We start from the raw sequence: 25,027 nt of genomic DNA on the forward strand, positions 1-25,027 counted from the left end.
AGATAGCTTTTTGACCCGACTATGCCGTTTTTTTCGTTTGCTTATGTCAACTATGAATGAATCCCGTTTGCCAGTCAGAAGTTTTATTCGATCGATCAAGGCATGCCGAACTTGGTGCGGCTGTCATAAGCCAGGCCAAGACCAACGCTGGACAGTTTGTTTTCGTCGGCGATGGCTGCGTTGGGAAAGAGCCGCTTGAATTCAGTTTGTATGGCGTGCACTTCGGTAGAGCCGCCGGTCAGAATAACCAGGTCAATGTCTTCGTTTCGAACGCCTGCATCCTGAAGGCACTGCCGGGCTGAGTCGGCTATTTTTTCAACATCCTCGAAAATCGCTTTTTCAAAAAGGTCGCGTTGTATCGGTACGAAAAAGTCATCTTCAATAAAATTGAGGTGCGTTTTGTGCTCCGGCTGATCGGTCAGGGCAATTTTGGCCCCTTCGGCAGCGGCCAGCAACGAGTGACCCGTTTCGTGCTCCAGCACATGCAACAGCCTACCGTATCGTTTTTTGTCGTGCGACTGATGGAGAATCTGCCGGGTTTGCATAATGAGTTTGGTCGTATACAGAAAATTGACTTTACTCCATTCGGCCAGGTCGTGGTATTGTTTCAGGGGTACTTCCAGATTTTTGTCGCCGTAGGTACTTCGGTAGCCCAGCTCGGGCATGATGGCCGCCAGACTTAACTCTTTATCGAAATCATTGCCCCCGATCCGGACACCGGTATTGGCCAGGATGTCGGTGCTGCGATCGGCTTTGTGAATAGACTGGTTCGACAGCCGGATAACGGTGAAGTCGGAGGTGCCACCGCCCAAATCAGCCACAATGGCCAGTTTCTCGCCACTCAGCCGGGCTTCGTGGGCGAAAGCTGCAGCAATTGGCTCAAACTGAAACGCAATGTGTTTGAAGCCGATTCGCCGGGCAATGGCGGTCAATTCGTCCTGTGCCCGACTATCGGCAGCCGGGTCGTTATCGAGAAAATGCACCGGCCGTCCCATCACGACACTGTCGATCTCCTGACCGGCAACGGCATCGGCTTTGTCTTTAACGTGTTGCAAAAAGTGCGTGATGATGGTCGGGAAGTTCATGGAAACGCCGTTGACGACGGTTCCCTGCTTCATAAGCGACGTACCCAGCACCCGCTTCAAACTCCGCATGAACCGACCCGGCTGCCGTTCAAAAAACAGGTTAACGGCGGTTCTGCCATAAAATGCTCTGTTGTTGTCGCGCTGAAAAAAGATCGCGCTGGGGATGGTTACGTGGTCTTGTTCAACGGGTACCAGGCTGATTTCGCCGTCTTTATCAATGGCTACGCTTGTATTTGAGGTGCCAAAATCTATTCCGCAGGAAATTCTTGTCATGCCAATCAGTCTCGAATGTTATCGCGCATTGCTCTCTTCGGGTCAGGACGTACTACAAACTAAACCGGGATGCACGACTTTGGATGGGTAAAAAAGGGGGACAAAATTACCATTAAAAACGATTTGGTAGGCGGCTTATTTATTAAACGCCGACGATAATAGGCATCGGGGCCGACGGGGAGGGGTGAAAAGGAAGCTGGTAAGTCTTTTGGGCAGGCTGCACAGGCAGGCTGTCTGTTAGCGAAGGCTGGTTCCGTAGGTATCCCGCATATGCCTGTCGACTACGTCTGTTGTTAATCGACTCGCTTGTTCTGGCCGTAAATGATACATTTTCAAAAGGGCTTGCTCGACGGATTGGAGCAGTATGCGCACGGAAAGGGATTTTCTGTCGATAAAGGACGGGACCGATAATGTCACGATCTCATCGTACGAGAGAAAATTCAGCCGGGGTTGATTCGCTGGATCGGGCTCCTGTGGCTGGGGTTTAACCTGGATGCTGTTAGCTTGCTCGTGCCAGTGCCTGGCGATGCTGGCAAACTCAGTCCGAAAGCTGGGGTCGGCGTATACTTTCTCGACCAGTGCCTGGTGGGCTGTCTCAATGTTTCGGACGGTCTCATCACTCGATAGGTCCTGATACTGCCAGCCCGTCGGATTGTCCTTCTCCAACGCATAATGTCGCTGGTAACCCGTTTTGAAGAGCTGTAGCAACAGCACGAAGTATTTGTTCAGTTCCGATTCAGGCAGATGCGCTCGTAACCCTTTCCTCAATTGATTGATGTACCGAATGAAGGCGGGCGTGGCGAGGGCCTCCGGTGGAAACTCAGCCAGGGCCTGATCCAACTCGTAATTCGTGAGATTTAATCGACCCAGTATTGCAGAGAAGTCAAATAACCAGACTCTTCTGGCAAACCGGTCCAACTGGTTCACATGAGTCAACAGGTCGTCTGCTGGCCGGATGCCCTGGCCAAATTGATAGATCGCTATTTCTTCGTCAAGGCTCATGGTCTGGCTAATGCGTGTGTGACGGCCTGATCTATCCATTAACGACGTCTCCGCTTACAGGGCTATGGCTTCGTTAATGAGTTGTATACCAGTGTTTTTATCTCTGAGAAACTCGCTACAACTCTTTTTGTTACACAGGTAATTCAATCGTGAATGTTGCATAACGACCTTCTTCTGTGTCGACGGTGATGTTGCCTTTGTGCATGCGAATAACGTCCTGGCTGATGTACAGCCCTAATCCAGTTCCTTTGGCAGTGGGCTTCGTTGTAAAGAAGGGAGAAAATAGCTGTTTGACCTCCGCGGCTGGAATGCCTTTTCCATTGTCCCTGATTTTTATGTTCACCAGGCCCTCCGTAAGTGTTGTCTCAATGCTTATGGTGGGCATGTACTCCGTAGCAGATACGGATTTTTCGTAGACCGAATACAGCGAGTTATCAAGGAGGTAACCAATGACCGACTCTATATCCGCCGATAGCGTATTGATGTCCCGGCAATTATCACTAAAGTCTGTAAAAAACTGGACCTGAAAACCGTCGTACAACTGCTTCGACGTTTCTAAAACACGTTCAACCTGCCGTTCAATGAGGGATGTAAGCTGGGTGGTTTCGGCCTGAGTTGATGACGTTTTCAACAGCTTTTCCATACTCCGTACAATCCTTGTCAGGCTTGAACCGTGTTCGTTGATCTTCTCCACGTTGGTCTGGGCCATTTTCATCAGGGGCAGCAAATCATCCTGAACGATCTCATCGGTAGCGTATTTTTCATGACTGAGCCCGTCCTGCATATCAACCAGCAGATCTTTTGAGAAGGCTGCAAAATTATTGATGTAGTTCAGCGGGTTGAGCAGCCGGTCGACCAATCCCTTGGTGAGCTGGCCAATGGACGCCAGTTTTTCCTGCCGGATCAGCTGCTCCTGCGTTTCTTTCAGGTTGGCCAGTGTGTTTTGCAGATCGACCAGCAGGTCGTCCGACTTCTTCTTCTCCCGAATCAGGTCAGCGGTTCGTTCGCTGGCTTCCTGTCGGGCGTTTGCCAAGTCATTGACCATGGTGTTGAACGCGACACCGAGTTCGCCGATCTCGTCGTTTGAGTGGCGGCTGACGCGTTGGGTCAAGTCGCCTTCGCCCACTTTATTAGCCGCATCCCGCAACTCCAGAACGGGTACGGATATATTGCGGGCCAGAAGCAGCCCCATGAGAATACCCAACGCCAGGACAACAAACGAAAAGAATAACGATGTAGCGCGAATCTGTTTTTTTGTCTGGATAATTTCGTTGGTCGACGAGGCTACCAACACCTCTCCGTTCATAGAGGGGGTGTTAAAGGCGGCCCGTTTAATAACCATCGAATCACTGGAAGCCGCATTAACGTCCAACGCTACGTTTTCGGGATAGGTCATAAAAACTGTGCGTTTGACCTGGCTGGCAGATTGGTTTTCTGCCGGCAGCGTATCCGTTTGGATGAGGCTGACAAATTTGAGTTGAGGGTCATTTTTGGCGAAATCCATCGCCATCTGCACCCCCTTAAAATTCTGTTCCGTTATCGCGATCCTGACGCCCAGCGCTACGGTATTAGCCTGACTCTGTACTTCTTTATTGTAGTTCGTCAAGAGGTACTGTTCCTGGACGGCGGGGAGGTAAAAGAGCAAAAAACAGGCGAACAGCGATACAATGGTGACGACGGCCATCCATATTTTGGTCTTTACTGTGAAGCGCATCAGACGTTCTTTTTTGTGGGTGAAGCAACGCAGTCACCCGGCTGCTCAGCGCGCGACTACATTCAACCTAAAGGGATCAGAGTACTTTTTTTCCGTCAACCAGAATCGACTTGATGTCGTTGGATACCTGACTGACGATGCCGATGGCCCCCCGCGTCTGGGCCACAAAGGTTGCCAGTTCGCTTTCAGAGTTGAAGAAATTGGGCGCGTCGGCTTTTCCCTGAAACACCAGCGCGAGCCAGTACTTATTGAGTTCATTGCTGCTCATGTTGTAAAGTCGCTTACACGTATGCTCCCCAATGGCGGTGTTGCTTTTCATGAGTGCCAGAATGACTTTCGAGCCATCGGGCCACCGCTGCTTTTCTCCTTTAAGAGCCGACCGAAGCAGCGACATATTCATTTCTGAAGGTGCACCTTTGCCGTTACTGATAACGGTCAGTACGGGGTCCTGACTGGTCTGGGGAATATCTTCCGCAAACAGGGCTTCATCGCTGATACCGGTAAAGATGGCTTCCTGCGCGGCCGATTCCTGCCGACTGCCAAGCAACAGCACTAGTAGTATGAATGGGGTAAACCAGGCAAAATTCATGTTCGTCCTTCAGTTTGTTGTTCAGAAACCAATAGCCAGTTGAAGCGATACCTTGTCGGTCGTGGTTGCCTTTTCTTTTTGTAGCTGCTGATACTCCAGCTTCACCACCGTCAGGTAGTTGATTTCGTAGCGCAGACCAGCAATGTAGGACTGGGTATTGTCCTGGCGAAAATAGACTTCTCTGTCCCGGTACTGAACATTGTCATAACGGATGTATGGAATGAGTTTGTCTTTGAATCGCAGGCCAGCGTACAGGTACAGGGTCGATACCCGCTGGTTGCCCATTATATTCGACTGGTTCAACGCGGTGGTGCTCTCGGCTATGAATTCGAACTTCTTGCCAAAATAAGTGGCCGAAGCGGTCAGTAAATTCTGCGTTACATTGGAGTTAGGAATCTGAACACTGTCTGCCTGACCAACCAGGCGGCCCACGTTGGAGATAACGTCGTGGTAGAAAGTGCCACCCAGCCGCAGGTTATCAATCGGTTTGATGTGTACTCCCGCCGTTATGGATTTGAAAGCGTTGTTATCGGCCAGGTCCGTTGAGCCAATGCCGTTGCCAACCATCAGGTCGTAGCCAAATCGTAGTTTCCCAAGGTTTAGCCCCTGAAGACTGATGCCCGTCGTATTCTGCGGGATAATGCCCTGTGCGAAGACGAGCAAACGGTCAATGGTAGGCCAGAAGACCCGTCCCCGATGGTAGGTGTCGTTCCAGTAATTGATGGGTGTATGGTGTTTGCCAATGAGCAGGTTATGATTGCCGTAATAATTGTATTTGATAATCGCCCGTTCAATGCGGATATCGAATTTAGACTGGTTTTCGGGCGCGTATCGAATTACGGTCTCGCCTAAAAAAGAAAACCGGTCATTCAACTCCGACTTGATAAACGTGGTTTGTTCGCCCAGCGTGAAATTGACCCGGCCATTTTGCAGGTACGTAACGGCGTCAATAAATCCATTGACCTGGGTTCGTTGGGCATGCGTTTGCTGCCTTAATAAAAGCATTAATATCACCAAAAATGCACACGGTAGAGATCTTTTACGTTTCATACAATTGAATTAGGGCGTACAAATGGTATGTAGAGTAGGGCTATAGACACCCGGTGGCGAGCGAATACAGGTGGCAGAAGCCCCCGCGTATTCGTATTGAACTGACAAGTCGCCGGTGCATGAGTAGTATAAGTAAGCGGGAAAGATGAACACGGAACGCCCGCCGTTCGGGCTGGCTACCTGTCGCAGGCATTCCTGTTAAAATAGCCTGAAGGTCCTGGGGGCCAGGTAACAAATGACAGTCAATAGCTGGCTATACGCCAGATTATAGAGTCGATTAAATATAGATAACGGCTTAATAGATTAACAATTAGTATTTAGGCAACGGTAGTAAATGACCTTATGATTAGTTGGACCGCCCCAGCTTTTTCAATAATCGGGCGCGGGTGGCCGCATAGCTTGGCGTAGGGTATAACGCTATTGACCGTTCAGACCAGGCCAGAGCGGCTTCCCAATCGGCCGAAGAGGTGCCTAACTCATCGTATGTGCCGGCGATTTCGTCGAGTAAGTAAGCTACCCGCCACGACATAAGATGATCCTTGATAGGCATCTCGGCGACTGAATAATCAAGCGTTTCTTTCAGCGAGTCTGCCCTGAAAACCGTGAGGTATGTCAGTTCTGCGCTGGCAGCAGAGTCTGCCTTACTCAGGCTGGCGACTGACTGGCTCATCAACTGATGTTGGGCTATAGGAGCTGCCAGGGCCTGGTATTTGGCGAAGTTCTTCGTCTCCCTGAAAAACCTGAGCCGATACTCGTTGGCGGCTTCCTCCTTCAGTGTATCGTGCCGAACGATGGAAGGGTTGGCCGAAGCGGTCATTCGTTCGCTGTTCGCAATAACTTTCTCCAGCAGTTCTTCATTGCTCAGGGCAACGGCCTGTTTGAAGTCGTTGGAAATCATTCGGTGCAGCGCATTTGACATTGTATTTCGCAGGTTTTCCTGAGCCGGATCCGCTGATGAATGTGGCGGGCGGTGCCTGATCAGATAATCAAACGCTTTCGCATCGGACGACTGAAGGGTGGCGGCAATAAACGTTATAGTTTCAGGCGTTGTGCGTTCCTGCTCCGGCAGCGCGTCGATATACGCATCGATCACATCATTGATGGGCCGGTTGAGGGTTTGGCGGGTTTGCAGGTATTTCTTTAAAAAGTGTGGGTCATGCCGGCCTTCGGCAAAGTCCTTATCTCCTTTGGCTATCGTAGCTTTCAAGCGGGGTAACGACAACGCGTGATCGACCTGCGCGATCATGGCCGCCACCCCGCCATACCCCACCGCGCGATGAATCAGGGCACCATCGGGCGCAATGAATAACGCTGTAGGGTAACTGGCTACCAGGTATTGTCTGGCAATGGCTACACCCTCTCCCCGTTCGGCATCGAGTTGATAATTGAGGAAGTAAGCATTGTATTTAGCGCCTACGTTCGGGTTCGGAAACGCTTCCTTCTCCATTCGTTTGCAGGGCGGGCACCAGGTTGTGTACACGTCCAGAAAGATGGGTTTGTTCTGCCGTTTGGCTTCGGCCAGAACGGCTTTCCAGGAACCCTTGAAAAAGGAAATACCGGGCGGCTGATTAAGTGGAATGGTCATACTCCGGGCGGTCAGTTCACTTGTTAAAAGCAGAGCCAGGAGCAAAATCAGCCTTGAAACAAATTCTTTCATATTGGAAGTAACAACAAAAATTTGTCAATGTAATGATGGCGCATTGCTGATGGCCAGAGCCTCGCGCCATCACGACCTCGCGCTGAACTAATCCCTTATTGGACTTGTCTTTTTTGTATATGGCAAAAAAGGAAATTCCACACGCTAGCCCCGCTGATACCAAAGACCAGGTAAGCTGGCGCGAACGCTTCGCGGCACTGCGCAATCTGCCTGCATTTTTTAGATTAGTATGGGAAGTTTCGCCGGGGTTGTTTCTCGGCAATGCCGCCCTGCGGCTGGTGCGGGCAGCTATTCCGGCGGCTACGCTTTATGTAGGTAAACTGATCATTGATCAGGTTGTTGCTCTGTCTAAACAAACGACAACCGACGATACAAACTATATCTGGTGGCTCGTAGCGGCCGAATTCGGGCTGGCGATTCTTTCCACGGCCCTGGGCCGCGCTGTGGCCCTGATGGATGGTTTATTAGGTGATTTGTTTGCCAATCAAACGTCGATTCGGCTGATGGAACACGCGGCCTCGCTCGATCTCGAACAGTTTGAAGATGCTACGTTCTACGATAAACTTGAACGCGCCCGACGCCAGACGTCCGGACGGACGGTGTTACTCTCCGGTGTATTCGGTCAGGTACAGGAGCTGATTTCAATTGGGTTTCTGGCCGCTGGTCTGGCCGTTTATAATCCCTGGTTGCTACTGTTGATTCTGGTAGCCGTAACGCCTTCGTTTATTGGCGATAACTACTTCAACCAGCGCAGCTATTCACTCTCCCGCTCCTGGACTCCTGAACGACGTGAGCTCGATTACCTCCGTTACATTGGGGCGAGTGATGAGACGGCTAAAGAGGTCAAGATTTTTGGCCTGTCCGATTTCCTGATTGGCCGGTTCAGGGAATTATCCTGGGGGTATTACCTAAAGAACCGGGCGCTGGCCATTAGTCGCGCTGGCTGGGGAACGCTGCTGACTAGCCTGGGCACAGCGGGTTATTATGGTGCCTATGTCTGGATTGTGATGCGGGCGGTTAACGGGCAGATCTCGCTGGGCGACCTGACCTTTCTGGCCGGTTCCTTCCGGCAGGTGCGGGGCTCGCTGGAAGGAATTCTGCTTCAGTTCAGCAGCCTCACGCAGGAGGCTATTTATTTGCAGGACCTGTTCGACTATTTCGCTATTAAGCCGCTCATTCATTCGCCCCAAACGGTACGCCCTTTTCCAAAGCCGATTCGCGAAGGGTTCGTATTTGAAAATGTCGGGTTTAAATACACTAACTCAGAGCGTTGGGCGCTGCGTAATCTGTCGTTCACGCTTCAGGCTGGGGAAAAGCTGGCCCTGGTTGGCGAAAACGGTGCGGGCAAAACAACCCTTGTCAAACTACTGGCTCGTTTGTACGACCCGGCAGAAGGACGGATTCTGCTCGATGGCTATGACCTTCGGGAGTATGACCTGATGGAGCTTCGGCGCAATATCGGCGTCATCTTTCAGGATTATACCCGCTTCAAAATGTCGGCGGGGGTAAATATTGCCGTGGGTGACATCGACGAACGAACGAATCAGCCGCGTATCGAAACATCTGCCCAACGCAGCCTGGCCGACACGGTTATCGCCAAGCTGGCCGGTGGGTACGACCAGCAACTGGGGCGATCCTTCGGCAAAGGCGTCGAACTGTCGGGGGGAGAGTGGCAGAAGGTTGCGCTGGGGCGGGCCTACATGCGTGATGCGCAGTTGATTATTCTGGACGAACCGACAGCCGCTCTCGATGCCCGGGCGGAGTACGAAGTGTTCCAGCGGTTTGGGCAACTAACGGACGGTAAATCATCGGTAATCATCTCGCACCGGTTTAGCACTGTCCGCATGGCCGACCGGATTCTGGTGCTGGAAAACGGCACCCTGCTCGAGATCGGGAGCCATTATGAGCTCCTGGAGAAAGACGGTCGCTATGCCGAGTTGTTCGGCCTGCAGGCACGGGGGTATCAGTAGAAAGATGGCGGGAGGCCGGATAACAACGGCTTCGGTCTCTCGTCATACTTAGTTATTGTAATTTAGGTAGTTAGCCTCCTATAGGGCCGTTCTAAAAGGGTTAACTTCACATCTTTTAGCTTGCGTTTACGCTATTTTGGTGTGGCCAATGGCGGATTTACAGCTATTTAGGCAGGGCCTATAGGTAAACTGTGAAAAGCAGAAGGGTGACAAAATAATCTTAAAGCTTCAACTGCTGGTATAGGCATGGTTTGTTTGCCTCATACATGCCTGAATGGGCAAATGGAACGCCCGTTTGTATCGCTTACGAGCGTTAAACGAGAGAGTATCCCTGGCTACCTTTGATTGAAAAAAGTGCTATTCGCAGTAATACGTTTTCCCGTAATCCATTTCCGTATCCTGACCAGTTATTCGGCACTCTGCACTGGATGACTTATACAGTACTGCCAAACGACTTCAATCTTGTGTAATCTACCCAATTATTTCCTGCTCTATTCGCTAAATGGGTAACAACAGAAATAGATTACGTTTTGACGGTATTAGTATTGGCAAACTAATTGGAAGGACTAAGCATGAAAAAAGTAACGGGAATAGGGGGCATCTTCTTCAAATGCGATGACCCGCATCGCATGAATGAGTGGTATGCCCGTCATCTGGGTTTACCAGTGACGGAGTACGGAACCATGTTCAAATGGCGCGATGCCGAAGAGCCCGGCAAAGAAGGAACCACGGTTTGGGCCACCTTTGGCAAAGACACGACTTACTTTGGCCCCTCGGCAAAGGAATTTATGATCAATTACCGGGTCGAGCAGCTCGATGAACTGGTTGAGCAGCTAAAAAGTGCGGGAGTGACCATTCTGGATGAAATTGCGGTTTCTGAGTATGGGAAATTTGTCCATATCCTGGATCCTGAAGGGAACAGCATCGAACTGTGGGAGGAAGTTGGTTAGGCTTTGTCCAGGCTTTCAGACGTGTTCACGCCAGACGCCTAGGTTACGGGGAATACGTTACAAATTAGCAGACAGGCGTTTCAATTAAACATTGAAATAGGTCGGCAAAAAACGAGCGACCAGGGTTGAGTAGCCGATTACTCTGAAGCGGTAAGCAAGAGCGCTTTTACTTCGGCCACCTGCCTGTTGGGGACAGATCTGGCCTGCAGCAAAATCCGGTGATGCCCGGCAGGCAGCTTAAGCTTTCCCAACGCCAGCCACGCCCAGGGCTTTTCATAGACTTCTTTACGAGGAATTCGGTCCGGGCTGGGTGTCAGGGGCGGGTCAAAACGGGTTCGTATCGTTTGTTGGAGCGTCTTATTGTCGGCTGTAATGGTTACCAGTGTTCCAACAGCGGCAGTCGGAGCGGTATATTGGAGGCTCAATTGATACACGCCCGGTCGATCTACGGCCACGTCCCACCAAATTGAATCGGCGGGTGACTGCCAGTTTATGAGCCAGTCATTCGCCCAGCCGTTGCCCTGTTTATAGCGTACCTTACCCGAAAAATAGGCTTCCGGGGCCTGCAATAACACCCGTCGACTCGCCACCGGCACGGGCCGGGAAAGACTTATCGTTTGGGACACATCTCTGAACCAGTGCGCGTAGGCGGTTTGTAGTGTTTGCACCTGTTGGGGCTGTCTAGCGGCCAGATCCGTCGACTGCGCCGAATCGCCAGTCATATCGTATAAGTGGATTTGCCCCTTTTGCTGAACCAGCCGATACTGAGCCGTCCGTACCGCCCCTGGCTCCGCCGGAAGGACGCCACCGCTCATCCCGGCAACGTGGGTGAACAGCATGCGATCGGGTAACGTATCGGTCTGGCCTCGCAACAGGCCCGCCAGGTTGCGGCCATCGATGGGGTTGCCAGGTGTAAAGCGCAAATCACACAAGCCGACCAGCGTTGGTAATAGATCGATGTGGGCCGAATTGGGTCGTATCCGGGTTTGAGGACGTATTTTTCCCGGCCATCGAACGAAGAGCGGCACGCGCACGCCCCCTTCATCGACCGAGCCTTTGATGCCTTTCATCTCTCCATTGAAGCGGTGGCCGTTGGGGCCGTTGTCGGTTGCAAAGACCACAATCGTGTTTTGGGCCAAACCCAACTGATCCAGTTTGGCCAACAGCCGCGCTACGTTATCATCGACGTTTTCAACCATGCCGTAGATACTGGCTTGCTCATCGTCGAGGCCTTTGGCTTTATACTTATCAAAATATCGGTCCGCTACCTGGTGGGGGCTGTGGGGAGCATTGAACGGCACATAACAGAAAAAAGGTTCGGTTTTATGCTGACTGATAAAGTTCAGGGCGGCATCGGTCAGTACGTCGGTAATGAACCCTTTGGTGGATACCATCCGGTCGTTATGTTGCAAGTCGGTATCGAAGTAATTATTCCAATGGCCCGCACAAAAGCCCAGAAACTCATCGAATCCCTGACTGTTGGGGTCTTCGGGGGCATGTTCCCCATTATGCCATTTGCCAAAACAACCGGTGGCATAACCGTTCTGCCGGAACACCTCGGCCAGAGTGAGTTCCGTGCTGCGCATGCGTTCCCACCCCTGGGAGACCGAAACCGTACCCGTGCGGAGGTGGTAGCGGCCCGTGAGCAGGCTGGCGCGGGTGGGGGCGCAAAGCGGGCTGACGAAAAAGTGATCGAACCGGGCTCCGCTGCGGGCCAACTGGTCGAGGTTGGGTGTTTCGACAAATCGATTTCCATGCAGGCTCAGGTCACCCCAGCCCTGGTCGTCGGTCAGGATGAACAATACGTTGGGCCTTACAGCAGCTGGTGAGGTGCTGATGGTTGGTCCCCAAGTGATCCATGCGCCGATGAGTAGCGCAGCCATGCCTGTCCAAAATGGAATTTTCATCAATTAGAATGAATAAGTGATTCAAAGCCGGTTCATAACGAGTCAGCGTCTGGGGCCAGTCAGTTACTAAAAGAAAGGAGTCTCCTTCTTTACTGGAAATTGTTATCAAAAACGTCTGCTGGCGCCAATGAGTATGGGTATTGGCTTGGCAAGCCTCGCCTTATTCGATGACCGATTACCTGTTGATCGATCAGACGACCTACTCAGGCATTAGCCATTAGCGGTTGAAATAACCGGACAGGCATGGTAAACGGCCGTTCTTCCCCTAACACCCGTTATCCTGCGTTTCAACCGGGCTATGCTCCGTCCAGGGTAAGAGCCTAGGTAAAGCCGCTCTTTTTCAGGGCGGGGTAGTTAATATGGGTGTGTTGATTGATCAGAAGCTGGCAGGCTTTGACGCCCTGGTTGGCAGCCAATGGAGCGGCCAGTAGGCTTTAAACGACACATGATTGAGTTGCATTGGCCGGTGCATAACCACTATCGATAGTTCCCAAAAAGTCCGGTTCTAAAAGTCGCTGAAAGCACAGTCCTACATCCATCGGGGGGAGTCAGACTTTCTATATAAATTAACTGTAAATATTATTTAGTATCATAATGATAATATGTTGGCAATTTGAGCGATGTATGTGAATAAAATATTTACATTTGTAGTAAAAAAGTAACTCGTGAAATACATCTGCTTTTATTTGTTTTTGGCCGTATCATTCATGGCCAGTGGTCAAAATAAACAGGCGGGCATTGGCCCCTTTAAAATCGGCAGACCGACCGCCGAGGTGCTTGGTGAAGTAGCGAAAGGGTACCAAAGAGGAATCAAGGATGCTACCCGGCAAAATTTCGAGGGAGATGGCAGTTCGGTGTTTCGGTTGGTGTACACCGGGAAGGGAGATGCTCCTTCCTTAGCCTCCTCTTGCCCCATGGTCGAAGTGTACTACCTCAAAAAGTACGAGGTAGCTGGAGTCAATTTACTGAATACCTACCTGTTTTTCTTTGAGGATAAGTTAAGTCAAATACAGTGCCAGGGGAGTAACGAACTGGAGCAGGCCATGGTGGTTCAATACGGACAACCCCAACTGAAAAGCCTGGAAACCAAAGGCGATTGCGTCAGTAATTCCAACAAGACCTACTCTAAAACCTGGGTCAGTGGCGATATGGAAGTTCAATCAAGTGGCTACTACTCGTACAGTACCGAATGCGGACTTAGCGAATTAAGGTTTTTCACTTTAAAACTGCCCCTTTTGGAACTGGAAGCCCAAAATTGCGCCCAACGAAACCAGGGTCGGGCTATCAGCGCCCGGGAGAAGAACAAACAAAAGGACTTATAACCCTACCTGAGCCTGGTGAGGATGCTTACCCCCGTATGTTTCAGTACTGTATCTGTAGGGGAAAGTACGGGGATCGGGTTCATTCGAATATCAATAGGGAACTGGCCATTAACAACTGCATAGCCAGTCACCCAGGTTGTGCGTAGTAGTTGACCGACTGTACCACAAATCGCCTTTGCTGAACTTGGTTAAAAGCGGCCCACCACGGATGAACGCCCGACCCAATCGGAAGCATGGGAAGCTTGTACAGATTCTCGTCAGGATAGGGGGGCAATAAAATCAGCTTTTCGGTCTTTTCCGGAAAATGAGCCGCAAAGCTGAAGGCGACGGCAGCTCCGATGTCATGACCGGCGATGTAAGTCCGCTCAAAGCCCAGTTGGCCGAGTAAAGCCGACACATCACCAGCCATTCCTTTTTTCGAATAGCCCGTTATTGGTTTATCCGAACTTCCCATACCGCGCAGCTCAACCACAATGACCTGATAACTCTCCGCCAGCAAGGGCATGATTTTGTGGTAGCTCCACCCGGTTTGCGGCCAGCCGGGTAAGAGGACGAGCGGCTTACCCCGACCACCTGATACGTAGTGCAGTTGAACGATCCGTGTACTGATTGCGCTCGAAGAGTTTTTTTACAAACGAATATTGAATGCCTACTTCCAAAGCGTCATAGAACATGTTTTCAATCTGGAGGGCAGGTTGCTGACTACTTTGATAGGCCTCCGTCATGTTGAGATTGCCAACAAGTTGCAGCGGTTGCTTGCTATAGGCAACCGCTGCAATTTGTTCCGGAGCGTACCGGGGCGGGCCGATGGGATTGGCTATTGTACTTATTTTGGTACTTTGCAAAGCCAAATACCCGTAACGATGAATTTCAGGTTTGGCCGCCTGACAACCATCCCATTCGTTTGAAACCGAATCAATGAATTGATCAGCAATCAGATTAGATCCGCCAACATCCGGTTAAAGTCGGTTTGGTCAACGTAGTACGAATCCGGATACCTGACTAAATTTGACATTATACCAATATGCTCTGGCTATTCACGCCATCTGCGCGAGTAGCCAGCCTGACTAAACTTTAAAAACTATGAAAACCGCCCTTACCTTCCTGGCTGTACACGGAATACTGGCTACGGCCCTGGCGCAGACGCCCACGGTTCCATCGCCCGATGTACAGATTAAAACAGCGTTGCTGGCCGCGCCCAGCGATAAGCGCGATGGCGCTACGGTGTATGGCTATTCGCCGAAAAATGAGTTCGTCGTACTGCGAAAAGGAACCAATGAACTTGTTTGCCTGGCCGATGACCCGGCTCAGAAAGGGTTGAGTGTCTCCTGCTATCACCGCGATTTGGACCCGTTCATGGAACGCGGTCGGGTATTGAAAAAAGACGGTAAAAAACCGGCGGAGATTCTGGCTATGCGCGAGCAGGAGGTGAAGGACAAGAAATTGACAATGCCGGGACATCCGTCGTCGTTATTCTCGTATACCGCCAAAGATGAAGATTATACAGCGGCAACGGGTGAGGTGAAAAATGGGTATCTGCGCTATGTGGTCTATATTCCGTATGCCACCGCTGAGAGCACAGGATTGCCCACCAAACCGGAAGCAGAGGGTATGCCCTGGATTATGGACCCCGGCACACACCGGGCACACATCATGATCAATCCGCCCGTATCGACTACGGCGCATCACTAGTTTATAACGGATAAAGCAGTGCCTATCATTGGCGGTCGAAGCGGGAGTAGGATAGTGGATAAAGAAAGGTGAACAGCACTAATCAGGGCCGCAAATGAGTAGGCAGTTTATGAACCAACGGGCAGGAACCACAGTACGAACGTTCGTCGTATGGTTCCTGCTCGTTGGGTGCGGTCTGGTGCGAGGTCAGGCTATTGATTACTCACGCATAAAAGCTTCAGGGGGGAAGTATAAAGCTGTTCTGGCAACGCCCAGGTCGGCAGATTCTGCCCGAAAGAATAAACCGAGTCTTTTGACGATCAAAGTCTTTGCGGGAGATATCAGTAAACCGCTGGCATCGGCTTATGCCGTTATGACGTCACGCGTTACCAATCGATCAGAACGTATTGATATTGCCAATGGGCAGCTTACCCGGGTATTTGAGAAGGCTGACAATCTGTTTATTGAGGTAAGTGCACCGGGGTATAAGCCTGCCCAGCGTACCATGGACATTACCCTGTCGCCCCAGGGAAATCGATTCGAGTTCGATGCTGAGCTGGATCGGATGACGATTGGCCTGACGGTTTCGGCTGTGGACAGAGGCACCAACATGATCATTCCCGATGCCCGCTTCACCATTAGCAGCAAGACCAGCGGGAGTACATCCATTACACTCACTCCCGATGCGACGACGGGTTTGTCGAAGGTAGAACTGCCGGGCAAAGGGACGTATATATTAAGCAGCACAGCTAAGGGGTATGCGGATTTCGTGAAGCCGATAAAGCTGGATAGTTTGCAGAATGAAGCGCGTTTTATTCTGACCGCCTTGCCAAAGCCGAAAACCGTCAAGCCGCAACCGTTGCCTGAAGTTCGCGTTGTGGCCAATACGAGATCTCAAGTCCCGCCGATGGCCGAACCTGTTCTCCGGGCTCCGGTGGTTGCTCCGGCCGCACCAGCCCCCCCACCCGTAGTTAAAAAGTCCTTTGGCCCCCTCGAAAAAGGGAAAGCGATTCAACTGGCCAACATTTACTTCGACCAAAGTTCACCAACGCTCCGCCCCGAATCTTTTCCTGAACTCGACCAATTGTATGCGACCCTGGTAGAAAACCCGTCGTTACAAATCGAAATACGCGGCCATACCGATAACCAGGGCGATTTTGATTTAAACGTAAAACTCTCCCGCGACCGCTGTCTGGCCGTCGTCGATTATCTCGCCGGTAAAGGAATCGCCAAAAGCCGCTTAAGGGCTGTTGGCCGGGGACCGATTGACCCCATCGCGCCAAATAATAATGAAGAGAACCGGAAGAAGAACCGGCGGGTGGAATTTGTACCGGGATTTTTACCAGATTAAAAGGAATAAACAAGCTTGTCCATCAAGCTGTCAGTAATCAGGAAAATCCTTTTAATCTGGTAAAAATCGCCCGGTGGTTTAGGCAGTCTTCGGCTCCGGCCCCCTAAACGCATCTTTTTTGTTTACAGCTGGCAGCTTAACGGGTTTTCCCTCGCGCGCCGACTGGTAAATGGCTTCCATGATTTTCTGATCCTGCAGCCCTTCTTCGCCCGGTGTAAACGGCATTTTGTTTTCCCGAATGCACTCCGAGAAGTGGTCCATCTCGGTGGTGAAGTGATCTTTGTCGGCAATCTTGTGCTGAATGATCTGGTTTTCGGTACCCTGCGCCTGGCTCGTCTCCAACTGAAGGCCGGTATACGGGAAAGCCGGGTCCATCTTTATCCAGCCTGTATCGGCCAGTACACGATAACTTTTATCATCATGGTGACCGTAGCTGGTGGCGCAACTGGCCTGCACACCACTAGGGAACTTCATCAGCCAGTTGACCTGCTCTTCAACCTCTTTGAAGCGAGGATCATTAGGGGTGCTGTGAACATACCCCATCACTTCGGTTGGCTCTTCGCCCAGCACAAACCGAATCGTATTCAGGCAATACAGCCCAACGTCGGGTAGGGAGCCGCCCCCGGCCAGCGCTTTGTTAAACCGCCAGTGTTTCGGGTTATCGGAGTTTTGACCGTTGTTGGCAATGATACTTTTCACCTTACCGAACTTCTCCGTCTGGACCATATCGCGCACCATTTTGTTGTGGGGTTCATACTGAATCCGGTAGGCGATCATCAGCTTACGATCCGCTTTTTTGCACGCGTCGATCATGGCCTGACATTCTTCTGCCGTATTGGCCATTGGCTTCTCACAAAGAATGTGCTTGCCTGCCTGCGCTCCCCGAACGGTATATTCGGCGTGCATGCCATTGGGCAGCACTATATAAATAGCCTGCACCTCTTTGTTGTCTTTAAGCTTATCGTAGTCAGCGTAGCTATAACAGCTAGACTCTTTGATACCGTATTGAGCGGCTACCTTTTGCATTTTCTCCGGGCTGCCACTCACCAGCGCGACCACTTTCGATTGGGTACAGGCACCAAATGCGGGCAAAATCTGGTTGAGAGTCAGGTGACCCAGCCCAACCAGGGCATAGCCCACACGCTGGTCGTTGGCGAGTGGAGTGGGGGTTGGGCCTTCCTGCTGTTCCGTTTTGGCTTTGATCTGCTCCAGCTCAATGGGTTTGGTGGAGTCAGCCGGTATTTCGGCAGGAGGGGAGGTCGCCGGCAGTTTGGGAACGGGTCCGCCGGGGGTGCTTGCTGTTTCAACGGGGGTATTGCCGGCTTCCGGCTTCTTCTCGCAGGAAGCCAGCGTAGTGCCCAGAGCACCAACGGCCAGCGTCCGGCCGGTAAGTTGAAGGAAATCCTGCCGCGACAGGGTAGAAAGCGCCGGAGTGCCGAGTAAGCTGGTCACTAAACGATCAATCGGTTTCATAACGTTGTTTGTTTACGTCGTGAAACCGATTGTCAAAAGGCGTTGTTCAGCCGAGTTATTTAATAGGCGAATAATCCGTTGGTTTCATGTAGACCGACTCAACTTTGGTGGTCAGTGAGCCGCCTGCTTCTTTCTCCGATGCATCTTTCACGGCGATCCATTTGGGGTCTTTCCGGAACTCGTCAAAATGAGCTTTTCCTTCGGCTTCGCTGGGGTGCGCCAGTATGTAAACCAGTTTGGACTGCGCCGACGGATCTTTCTCCTGCGTCACCCAGTAGGCCACATTCGTCATGCCGTGCTTGCTGAACAGCTTCATTGTGTGATCGCGGAAGCGTGACAGCAGGTTAGGCAGTTTGCCGGGCGTGCATGTGTAGGTGCGTAATTCGAAAGTCCGCTCCGGCGATTTCTGGCTTAGCTTGAGTTTGGGGGAAAAGTCAGCATCGGTCATGAAAATCTGATCGACATGATCGACCAGTTTCCCATTGGCCTCGGTTTTGGCGACCACTGCTTTCCATTCGGGATCGCTGCCGAAAGCTTTCCAGGAGGCATCCCGGGCTTCGCGGCTGGGGTAGGCCAGAATGTAGATCAATTCTTTACGGGCGGTATCGGTCGGTGTCCAGTAACCGATATTTTCCATGCCGTGCTTTTCAAAGATCTTGGTTGTATACTGGCGAAAACGGTCAACGATTTCGGCGTATTTGCCGGGAGTTGGGTAATAGATTCTGACCTCGTAAAATTTCGAGCTGGGCGCTGGGGCTTCCGTCTTTTTGGGGTTCGATGGGCCGGGTTCAGGCATAGCAAAGGTAGCCGTGCCAAGCAGCAGGCTAAACAAGAGTAGTGAATACAATTTGTCTGTCATAATATTGCAGAAACGTAATGATAAGGCGTTCTATGTACAGAAGTGATCGAGGGTATTTTTCTAACCTCGCCAAGGATGAACTACCTTGTTTTTATTCGATTGTAAGGTGAATCGTTAAGCAAATAATTTGCTGATCTTACCATGTGATCATTTTTTGATTGGGTAATTAATGGTTAAGTATTGTTGCTAAACTATTGAAAAACCTTATTTTTGTTGGTCATCCACCGTTTTTTCCCAATTTTATACGTTATGCTGAGTCGCGTTGCCAATTCTGTTTACTGGATGCATCGATACATTGAGCGGGCTGAAAACTATGCTCGTTTCATGAGTGTTAACTTCAATCTTGCCCTCGATTTGCCGCCCAATGTCGATCAGCAGTGGGAGCCGTTGCTCATTGCAACGGCCGATCATGATCTGTTTATAAAATATTATGAGGAGCCTACGCGGGAGAATGTCATTCATTTTATGACCTTCGACAAGCGTAATCCGAACTCTATTGTTACCTCCCTGAGCTACGCACGTGAAAACGCCCGGACAATACGCGAGGTGATCTCGAAGGAGATGTGGGAGCACCTGAACCAGTTTTACCTGATGGTGCGCGATACATCACCCAAGCAGCAGTGGGAAGAGATACAGACGCAGAATTTCTTTACGGAGATCCGTAACAGCACCCAGCTTTTTTATGGCATCATCGACGCCACCATCACCCGGAACGAAGCCTGGCATTTTGGCCGCTTAGGTCGCTTTCTGGAGCGGGCCGATAAAACATCCCGTTTTCTGGACGTTAAATATTTTACGTTGCTGCCTGAGATAGAGGCTGTCGGGTCGACCATCGATCTGATGATCTGGTCGGCAGTGCTCAAATCTGTCAGTGCGTATAACATGCATCGCCAGCAGTATCGGTCGCTGTCGCCGGCAAGCATTGTGGAGTTTCTTATCCTGGACCGGATGTTTCCGCGCGCGGTAGCCCATTGCATTCGACAGGCGGAATTGTCGCTGTATGAAATTTCGGGGAACAACATCGCTCATGGTTTCGGCAATATGGCGGAGCGCTCCCTGTCCAAGCTCCGAACCGAAATCGAATTCACCGAAACCAGCGATATCTTTAAAATGGGGTTGCACCAGTATCTCGATAACTTCCAGACACGGACGAACGAGATCGGAAGCAAAATCTTCGAGACCTACTTCGATCTGAAGCCGATAGAGGTGTAACTAAGAGTGATGATGCCGGAATGAGTGGATGGATTCGCTGTTAGCTATTCTCACAGTCACTCAGTCCGGCATTCTTAATTGAAGACCGGGATTGTGACGGCCAGGTAGGCCATATTCGCGCGGTTGCGGAAGCGATTATTATCGGCAATAATATCGCGGTTTGATACCGTCGTTTCTGTGATGAGCCATTGATAACCCGCCTTAATTCCAAGGCGCTGGCTGATCCTGACCCGCGCATACACTTCGCTGGAAAGGGTACCCCGATTATTATCGCCAAGCAGTCGGGCATTCAGGAGGCTGGGACGGGATTTCTGGAAAGTGTTGGCTCCCTGATAGTAAGACGCGCTGGAATCCGCTCCCATGAACTGGCCGGTCGATGACTGATAACGTCCCGTTCTTGACTTCCCAAAAGTTAATCCCAGCAAGTCGGCACTGGCGCCAATTTCCACTATTCCTAAATTAACCTGCGCCCGGATCCCCACATTCAGGGAGGTCATCGTTACGTAATCATACCGGACGGTATCTATGTTCTGGACCAGTAGAGGCTCAGACAGGGCATTGAGTCCCGTTTTACCGCGCGTCAGGCGGGCCGGGGCTGTGTAATAATTGATGTTGTCGCCGTAGAAAGCACCCAGGCGGGCTGTCCAGCCGAGGGAGAAAACCTTCCGTTCACCCAGATTGATGAGTTGATAATAAGCCAGAGAGGGGTTGTAGTTATTTTTTGAATAGGCCATGCCTATGTCGTACCCACTGCTGAGACGAGCCGATACCGGCGATTGGGCAATTGCGAAAAAAGGAAATAGAGACAGTACAAGGCAAAGTAATTTCTTCATCAGACATGTGGGCTGTTATTTTGGCAAATATAGATAAGGGAGTGGTTATGTATCTTTTTTAATCTATTAGACACAAAAACAGCAAGTCGGATTAGGTTGAACCAATCCGACTTGCTGTTTTTGTTGACACCACGAATCGCCTTAAACCATTTTTAGAACAACCGCGCCCAGGGGCGGTATGTTTAGTCTAATTGACTGCGGCCGGCCGTTCCAACCCTGGTCTTCGCTCGAAATAGGCGATCCATTAGAGACCCCACTACCGTAGAATTCGATGGCATCGCTGTTGAAAATCTCCTGGTACGAGCCCGGCGCTGATACACCAATCCGGTAATCAGAACGCGGAATGGGCGTCATATTCAGCACAATCAGTAAGGTATCTTCATAGCGACCCCCTTTGCGAATGTAGGTGATCACGCTGTTTTCCCGATCGGAGGTGTCGATCCACTCAAATCCGTCGGCGGTGAAACTGCGCTCATACATCGCTGGTTCGGTTCTGTAGAGCTTGTTCAGGGCTTTCACGCAGGCGGCTATACCTTTGTGGGGAGCAAATTCAAGCAAGTGCCAATCCAGACTCGTTTCGTATTTCCACTCCGCTGTCTGAGCAAATTCACCACCCATAAACATCAGTTTGGTGCCCGGGTGGGTAAACATATAGGAGAACAACAGCCGCAGGTTGGCAAAGCGCTGCCACTCATCACCCGGCATTTTATTGATCAGCGATTTCTTGCCATACACCACTTCATCGTGCGAAAGGGGCAACATGAAGTTTTCGGTAAAAGCATATACCGTACTGAACGTGAGCTCATCCTGATGGAATTTTCGGAAAGCCGGATCGCGCTGGAAATAGCGTAACGTATCGTTCATCCAGCCCATCATCCACTTCATGCCGAAGCCCAGACCGCCCATGAAAACCGGCCTTGACACACCCGGAAAAGCCGTCGACTCTTCGGCAATGGTTTGTGTATCGGGGAATTCGCGGTAAACAGCTTCGTTCAACTCCTTGATGAGCGAAATAACTTCCAGGTTCTCCCGTCCGCCAAAGACGTTGGGCTCCCACTCGCCCGCATTGCGTGAGTAATCCAGATAGAGCATGGAGGCAACAGCATCAACGCGCAACCCATCAACATGGCAGCGATCGAGCCAGAAGAGGGCATTGCTCAACAAAAAGGATCGAACCTCAGGGCGGCTGTAGTTAAAAATGTAGCTCTTCCAGTCAGGGTGATACCCTTTCCGTGGATCGGGGTGTTCGTAGAGGTGCGACCCATCGAACTCATAGAGTCCGTGTGCATCGCCCGGAAAATGGGAGGGTACCCAGTCCAGCAGTACACCGATACCCGCCTGGTGCAGGCGTTCGATCATCTGCATGAACTCCTGTGGCGTACCAAAACGGCTGCTGGGTGCATAATAGCCCGTAATCTGATACCCCCAGGAAGGCTCGTAGGGATACTGCATAACCGGCATAAACTCAACGTGCGTGAAGCCCATATCCTGCAGATACGGCACCAGCGCATTGGCAATTTCACCATATGTCAGTTCGCGGTCGGGGTTGCCGGGGTCACGTCGCCAGGAGGACATGTGCATCTCATAGACGGAGATGGGGGCGTTGAGCGAGTTTTTTTCCTTCCGGGTCGCCATCCATTCCTGATCCTGCCACTCGTGGTAAGTATCCCAGATAACCGAAGCCGTTTTGGGAGGCAGCTCCCACCAGTGCGCGTAGGGGTCGCCCTTTTCAACCTCCCGACCGTTCTGGTTGACGATGTAATATTTATAGGCTTCACCCCGGCCGGTATGGGGAATGAACAACTCCCATATGCCCGACGAATCCCAGCGGACGTTCATGGAGTGGCTGCCTTTATCCCAGCCGTTGAAGTTCCCAATAACAGAAACGTAGCGGGCCGAGGGAGCCCACACGGCGAAATAGGTGCCAATAACCCCATTGTGCTCAACAACGTGAGAGCCGAATTTTTCATACAGCTTCAGGTGCTTACCGGCCCGGAACAAATAAATGTCGAAGTCAGTAAAGCGGGAGTAAATGCCATCCTGTGAGGATGGGTTCTCCGTTGGGGCCGATGTCGTTGTAACTTCTTGGGGTAAAGTCGATTGCACCGTTTGCTCGGTTTTTTCCGAAGGTGTAGGAGTCTTGCGTTTTGCCATTGGTTGGAACTAAATAGATACGTTGTTGAACGTATTCAGGAGCGGAAAGTTAAAAAAAACCTTCCCGTTCTACACAAATATGAATTCAATTGATTTTATGAATGCTCCGATTACTGTGTCAACAGGACGCTGTTGGCATTCTTTCCAGGTATTCCAGCGGCTGGCGTTCATCAAGTCGGCCAGTTTTTTTGCCTGGTTAATTGATGATGCCAGCCTTATTTTGTGTTTAGTAGACCGGTTTGCAGCATGGCCACATGATAAGCAGGTTTACCATCGCTCAATCGAATCTTCTCGATTTCACGAACCACGTCGATAATGCCTTTCAGGGGAATTTTGACCCAGGCGGGCCGATAGCTGATTTCATAGCCCAGTTCATAGACCGCTTTTTCGAGCAGGTAGATGAGGAGCAGAAAATTGATTTCGCTATTGTTTTTGAACATGGGGTGTGGCGTGCCAAACACATCGAGATACGCATTTAAAAATGTATCCCGGATGAGGTAGAACCAACGATCTGATACCCGCTGCAGGTGATCGGGGTTGAGGGCATCCGTTTCGACGGAGTTGAATAATTTGGCAGAGACTGCGTAATGGTACGACCGAATCATGCCTGCCACATCCTTAAGGGGAGAGTGTTTTATCTTGCGGTCGGTTATGCTGCTCTCGGGCTCCCCTTCGAAATCGATGATGACGAAATCGTGCTCTGTCGCCAGGACCTGGCCGAGGTGGTAATCGCCGTGGATGCGGATGCGGAGCGATTCGATGGGGCGCGTACGAAAGTCGGCAATGAAAGCTTCGATCATTTCCTTTGCTTCCATAAACACCCACGCCAGCCGCTGGGCCTGAATGTCGAGTTTGGTATAGTTGTCGATGAGCAGGGCATAGCGCCGTTCCAACAAGTCTTCAAACCGCTTGATGATAAATTCCCGGTATTCATCCGTAAAGGGTTCAGGTGCGAAAGCGGGGTCGGTTGGGGCATTCGGACGGGAAGGTTTGTAGAGCGCACAGTGCATCTCGCCGGTTCGACGGCCCAGCAGTTCAACTTTGTCGAACACATCTTCCCGAATGGCAAACAAACGCTGGGGAACGGCATACAGGAAGTCGTTCAGGTAGTCGCCCGTCTGCATCCACGAATCTTTGTCATTCGGCACCATCCGCTGCACCATGCCCAATGTAATATCCGGGCGTTGATCGCCCGTCCAGACGATGCTTCCGCCAAAGGCCGGAATATGCCCAAAGTCACTCTCGTCCGTCAGGAAAGCGACCATATCGACTTCCGGATTGGTTTCCTGGAACAGTTTCCGGTAAAGCTTAAGAAAATATTTATCCCCGAAAACCATCGCCGAATTGCTGGAGTCGACGGGTAATACGTGCGAGGAAAGGGCTTCATCGCCTTCATCCAGTCCTTTTCCCCGCAGGAAGGTCAAACTTCCGTCAGGTTGAGGCACTGTCTCGTTTTTATAGATGGCGGAGAAGAGGGCATGCCGGAACCGTTCGTCGTAAATAGCATCGATCAAAAGGCCAGTCTGATGGCCGGGCGTTACTTCACCGATGCGCCCTTTGTCCGGAATGTCGGCTACCTTGAAGGGTAGGGTATGGGCGGTACTGTCGGCCAGGAACGACACGGGCAGCAGGTAGCTTTCGTGCCTGTCGTCGGCATAGGAAACATCCAGAATGAGCAGATAAGCCACGTCGCCGTCAGCCAGCGGCAGTGTGTGTACTGTCTGCACGGTAAAACCGGTTTGCTGGCGTGCTTTTCCGGCAAACCAGCGGCAGGTATTTACGTAGGGAGGCAGTACTGTTTGAGCGAGTGTTTGCCAGAAGCGGGCATCAGAGGCCGCGTCGTGCCAGGAAGTAGGGAGAGGAAGAGGTTGGGTCGTGAGCATAGATAAAAAGCCGGTACGTCAGAAAAGAAAATCGATCGGTACAAGCCAAAAATTTCTTGAATATACAACAAA

The 25,027-nt window shown here is 51.1% G+C and carries 20 protein-coding genes; 6 read left to right on the forward strand and 14 right to left on the reverse strand.

Translation table 11 applies throughout. From position 1 onward, the window contains the following. Nucleotides 1–95: 95 nt before the first annotated feature. From ACYVK4_RS28715 to ACYVK4_RS28740, 6 genes are all read right to left on the reverse strand, one after another. The gene (locus tag ACYVK4_RS28715) at nt 96–1,358 is read right to left on the reverse strand and encodes an Hsp70 family protein (protein ID WP_461131025.1); all 1,263 of its coding nucleotides are present in this window, start codon (nt 1,356–1,358) and stop codon (nt 96–98) included. A 237-nt stretch (nt 1,359–1,595) separates the two neighbouring features. After that, nucleotides 1,596–2,360, reverse strand: a complete 765-nt coding sequence (locus ACYVK4_RS28720) for a DUF5958 family protein (protein WP_461131026.1) — start codon at nt 2,358–2,360, stop codon at nt 1,596–1,598. Nucleotides 2,361–2,490: 130 nt separating this feature from the next. Beyond that, nucleotides 2,491–4,074, reverse strand: coding sequence for a sensor histidine kinase (locus ACYVK4_RS28725; protein WP_461131027.1), 1,584 nt, complete (start codon nt 4,072–4,074; stop codon nt 2,491–2,493). Nucleotides 4,075–4,150: 76 nt separating this feature from the next. Next, nucleotides 4,151–4,663 carry a hypothetical protein gene (locus ACYVK4_RS28730; protein WP_461131028.1) on the reverse strand — a complete coding sequence of 171 codons (513 nt, stop codon included), beginning with the start codon at nt 4,661–4,663 and terminating at the stop codon, nt 4,151–4,153. Nucleotides 4,664–4,684: 21 nt separating this feature from the next. After that, nucleotides 4,685–5,668, reverse strand: a complete 984-nt coding sequence (locus ACYVK4_RS28735) for a hypothetical protein (protein ID WP_461131029.1) — start codon at nt 5,666–5,668, stop codon at nt 4,685–4,687. 391 nt (nt 5,669–6,059) lie between these two features. After that, the gene (locus tag ACYVK4_RS28740; RefSeq protein ID WP_461131030.1) at nt 6,060–7,370 is read right to left on the reverse strand and encodes a thioredoxin family protein; all 1,311 of its coding nucleotides are present in this window, start codon (nt 7,368–7,370) and stop codon (nt 6,060–6,062) included. Nucleotides 7,371–7,489: 119 nt separating this feature from the next. Here ACYVK4_RS28740 and ACYVK4_RS28745 point away from each other — a divergent pair, with 119 nt between their 5' ends. Together ACYVK4_RS28745 and ACYVK4_RS28750 are read left to right on the forward strand one after the other, a co-directional pair. Then, nucleotides 7,490–9,340 (forward strand): ABC transporter ATP-binding protein, encoded by a 1,851-nt coding sequence (locus ACYVK4_RS28745; protein WP_461131031.1) that lies wholly within the window; start codon nt 7,490–7,492, stop codon nt 9,338–9,340. A 572-nt stretch (nt 9,341–9,912) separates the two neighbouring features. Beyond that, nucleotides 9,913–10,290, forward strand: a complete 378-nt coding sequence (locus ACYVK4_RS28750; RefSeq protein WP_461131032.1) for a VOC family protein — start codon at nt 9,913–9,915, stop codon at nt 10,288–10,290. A gap of 137 nt (nt 10,291–10,427) precedes the next feature. Here the strand turns inward: ACYVK4_RS28750 and ACYVK4_RS28755 are convergent, their stop codons facing one another. Continuing rightward, a complete protein-coding gene (locus ACYVK4_RS28755; RefSeq protein WP_461131033.1) occupies nt 10,428–12,197 on the reverse strand; it encodes an arylsulfatase in 1,770 nt (589 codons plus the stop codon). Between the two features lie 707 nt (nt 12,198–12,904). Here ACYVK4_RS28755 and ACYVK4_RS28760 point away from each other — a divergent pair. Further along, nucleotides 12,905–13,519: a hypothetical protein gene (locus ACYVK4_RS28760; RefSeq protein WP_461131034.1), complete on the forward strand. Its 615-nt coding sequence runs from the start codon at nt 12,905–12,907 to the stop codon at nt 13,517–13,519. A 127-nt stretch (nt 13,520–13,646) separates the two neighbouring features. Here the strand turns inward: ACYVK4_RS28760 and ACYVK4_RS28765 are convergent, their stop codons facing one another. Both ACYVK4_RS28765 and ACYVK4_RS28770 read right to left on the reverse strand, forming a co-directional pair. After that, the gene (locus tag ACYVK4_RS28765; RefSeq protein WP_461131216.1) at nt 13,647–14,129 is read right to left on the reverse strand and encodes an alpha/beta fold hydrolase; all 483 of its coding nucleotides are present in this window, start codon (nt 14,127–14,129) and stop codon (nt 13,647–13,649) included. Further along, a complete protein-coding gene (locus ACYVK4_RS28770; RefSeq protein WP_461131035.1) occupies nt 14,080–14,364 on the reverse strand; it encodes a hypothetical protein in 285 nt (94 codons plus the stop codon). Before ACYVK4_RS28770 ends, ACYVK4_RS28765 begins: the two co-directional genes overlap by 50 nt. A gap of 238 nt (nt 14,365–14,602) precedes the next feature. On the opposite strand from ACYVK4_RS28770, the gene ACYVK4_RS28775 reads away from it, so the two are divergent. Together ACYVK4_RS28775 and ACYVK4_RS28780 are read left to right on the forward strand one after the other, a co-directional pair. Further along, a complete protein-coding gene (locus ACYVK4_RS28775; RefSeq protein WP_461131036.1) occupies nt 14,603–15,211 on the forward strand; it encodes a hypothetical protein in 609 nt (202 codons plus the stop codon). Between the two features lie 94 nt (nt 15,212–15,305). Further along, a complete protein-coding gene (locus tag ACYVK4_RS28780) occupies nt 15,306–16,541 on the forward strand; it encodes an OmpA family protein (protein WP_461131037.1) in 1,236 nt (411 codons plus the stop codon). A 78-nt stretch (nt 16,542–16,619) separates the two neighbouring features. On the opposite strand, the gene ACYVK4_RS28785 is transcribed toward ACYVK4_RS28780, so the two are convergent. After that, nucleotides 16,620–18,014, reverse strand: a complete 1,395-nt coding sequence (locus tag ACYVK4_RS28785; RefSeq protein ID WP_461131038.1) for a Gfo/Idh/MocA family protein — start codon at nt 18,012–18,014, stop codon at nt 16,620–16,622. A gap of 55 nt (nt 18,015–18,069) precedes the next feature. Continuing rightward, a complete protein-coding gene (locus ACYVK4_RS28790; protein ID WP_461131039.1) occupies nt 18,070–18,873 on the reverse strand; it encodes an NIPSNAP family protein in 804 nt (267 codons plus the stop codon). Between the two features lie 249 nt (nt 18,874–19,122). On the opposite strand from ACYVK4_RS28790, the gene ACYVK4_RS28795 reads away from it, so the two are divergent. After that, entirely contained in the window at nt 19,123–20,085 is a 963-nt protein-coding gene (locus tag ACYVK4_RS28795) for an alpha-E domain-containing protein (protein WP_461131040.1), read from the forward strand. Nucleotides 20,086–20,159: 74 nt separating this feature from the next. On the opposite strand, the gene ACYVK4_RS28800 is transcribed toward ACYVK4_RS28795, so the two are convergent. From ACYVK4_RS28800 to ACYVK4_RS28810, 3 genes are all read right to left on the reverse strand, one after another. Continuing rightward, nucleotides 20,160–20,918: a hypothetical protein gene (locus tag ACYVK4_RS28800; protein ID WP_461131041.1), complete on the reverse strand. Its 759-nt coding sequence runs from the start codon at nt 20,916–20,918 to the stop codon at nt 20,160–20,162. Between the two features lie 141 nt (nt 20,919–21,059). Then, complete coding sequence (gene glgB / locus ACYVK4_RS28805) at nt 21,060–23,072, reverse strand: 1,4-alpha-glucan branching protein GlgB (protein WP_461131042.1); 2,013 nt, start codon at nt 23,070–23,072, stop codon at nt 21,060–21,062. A gap of 215 nt (nt 23,073–23,287) precedes the next feature. Then, on the reverse strand, nt 23,288–24,955 hold the full coding sequence (locus tag ACYVK4_RS28810; protein WP_461131043.1) for a putative maltokinase: 1,668 nt from the start codon (nt 24,953–24,955) through the stop codon (nt 23,288–23,290). Nucleotides 24,956–25,027: the final 72 nt, after the last annotated feature.

This window comes from Spirosoma aerophilum (assembly GCF_054782495.1).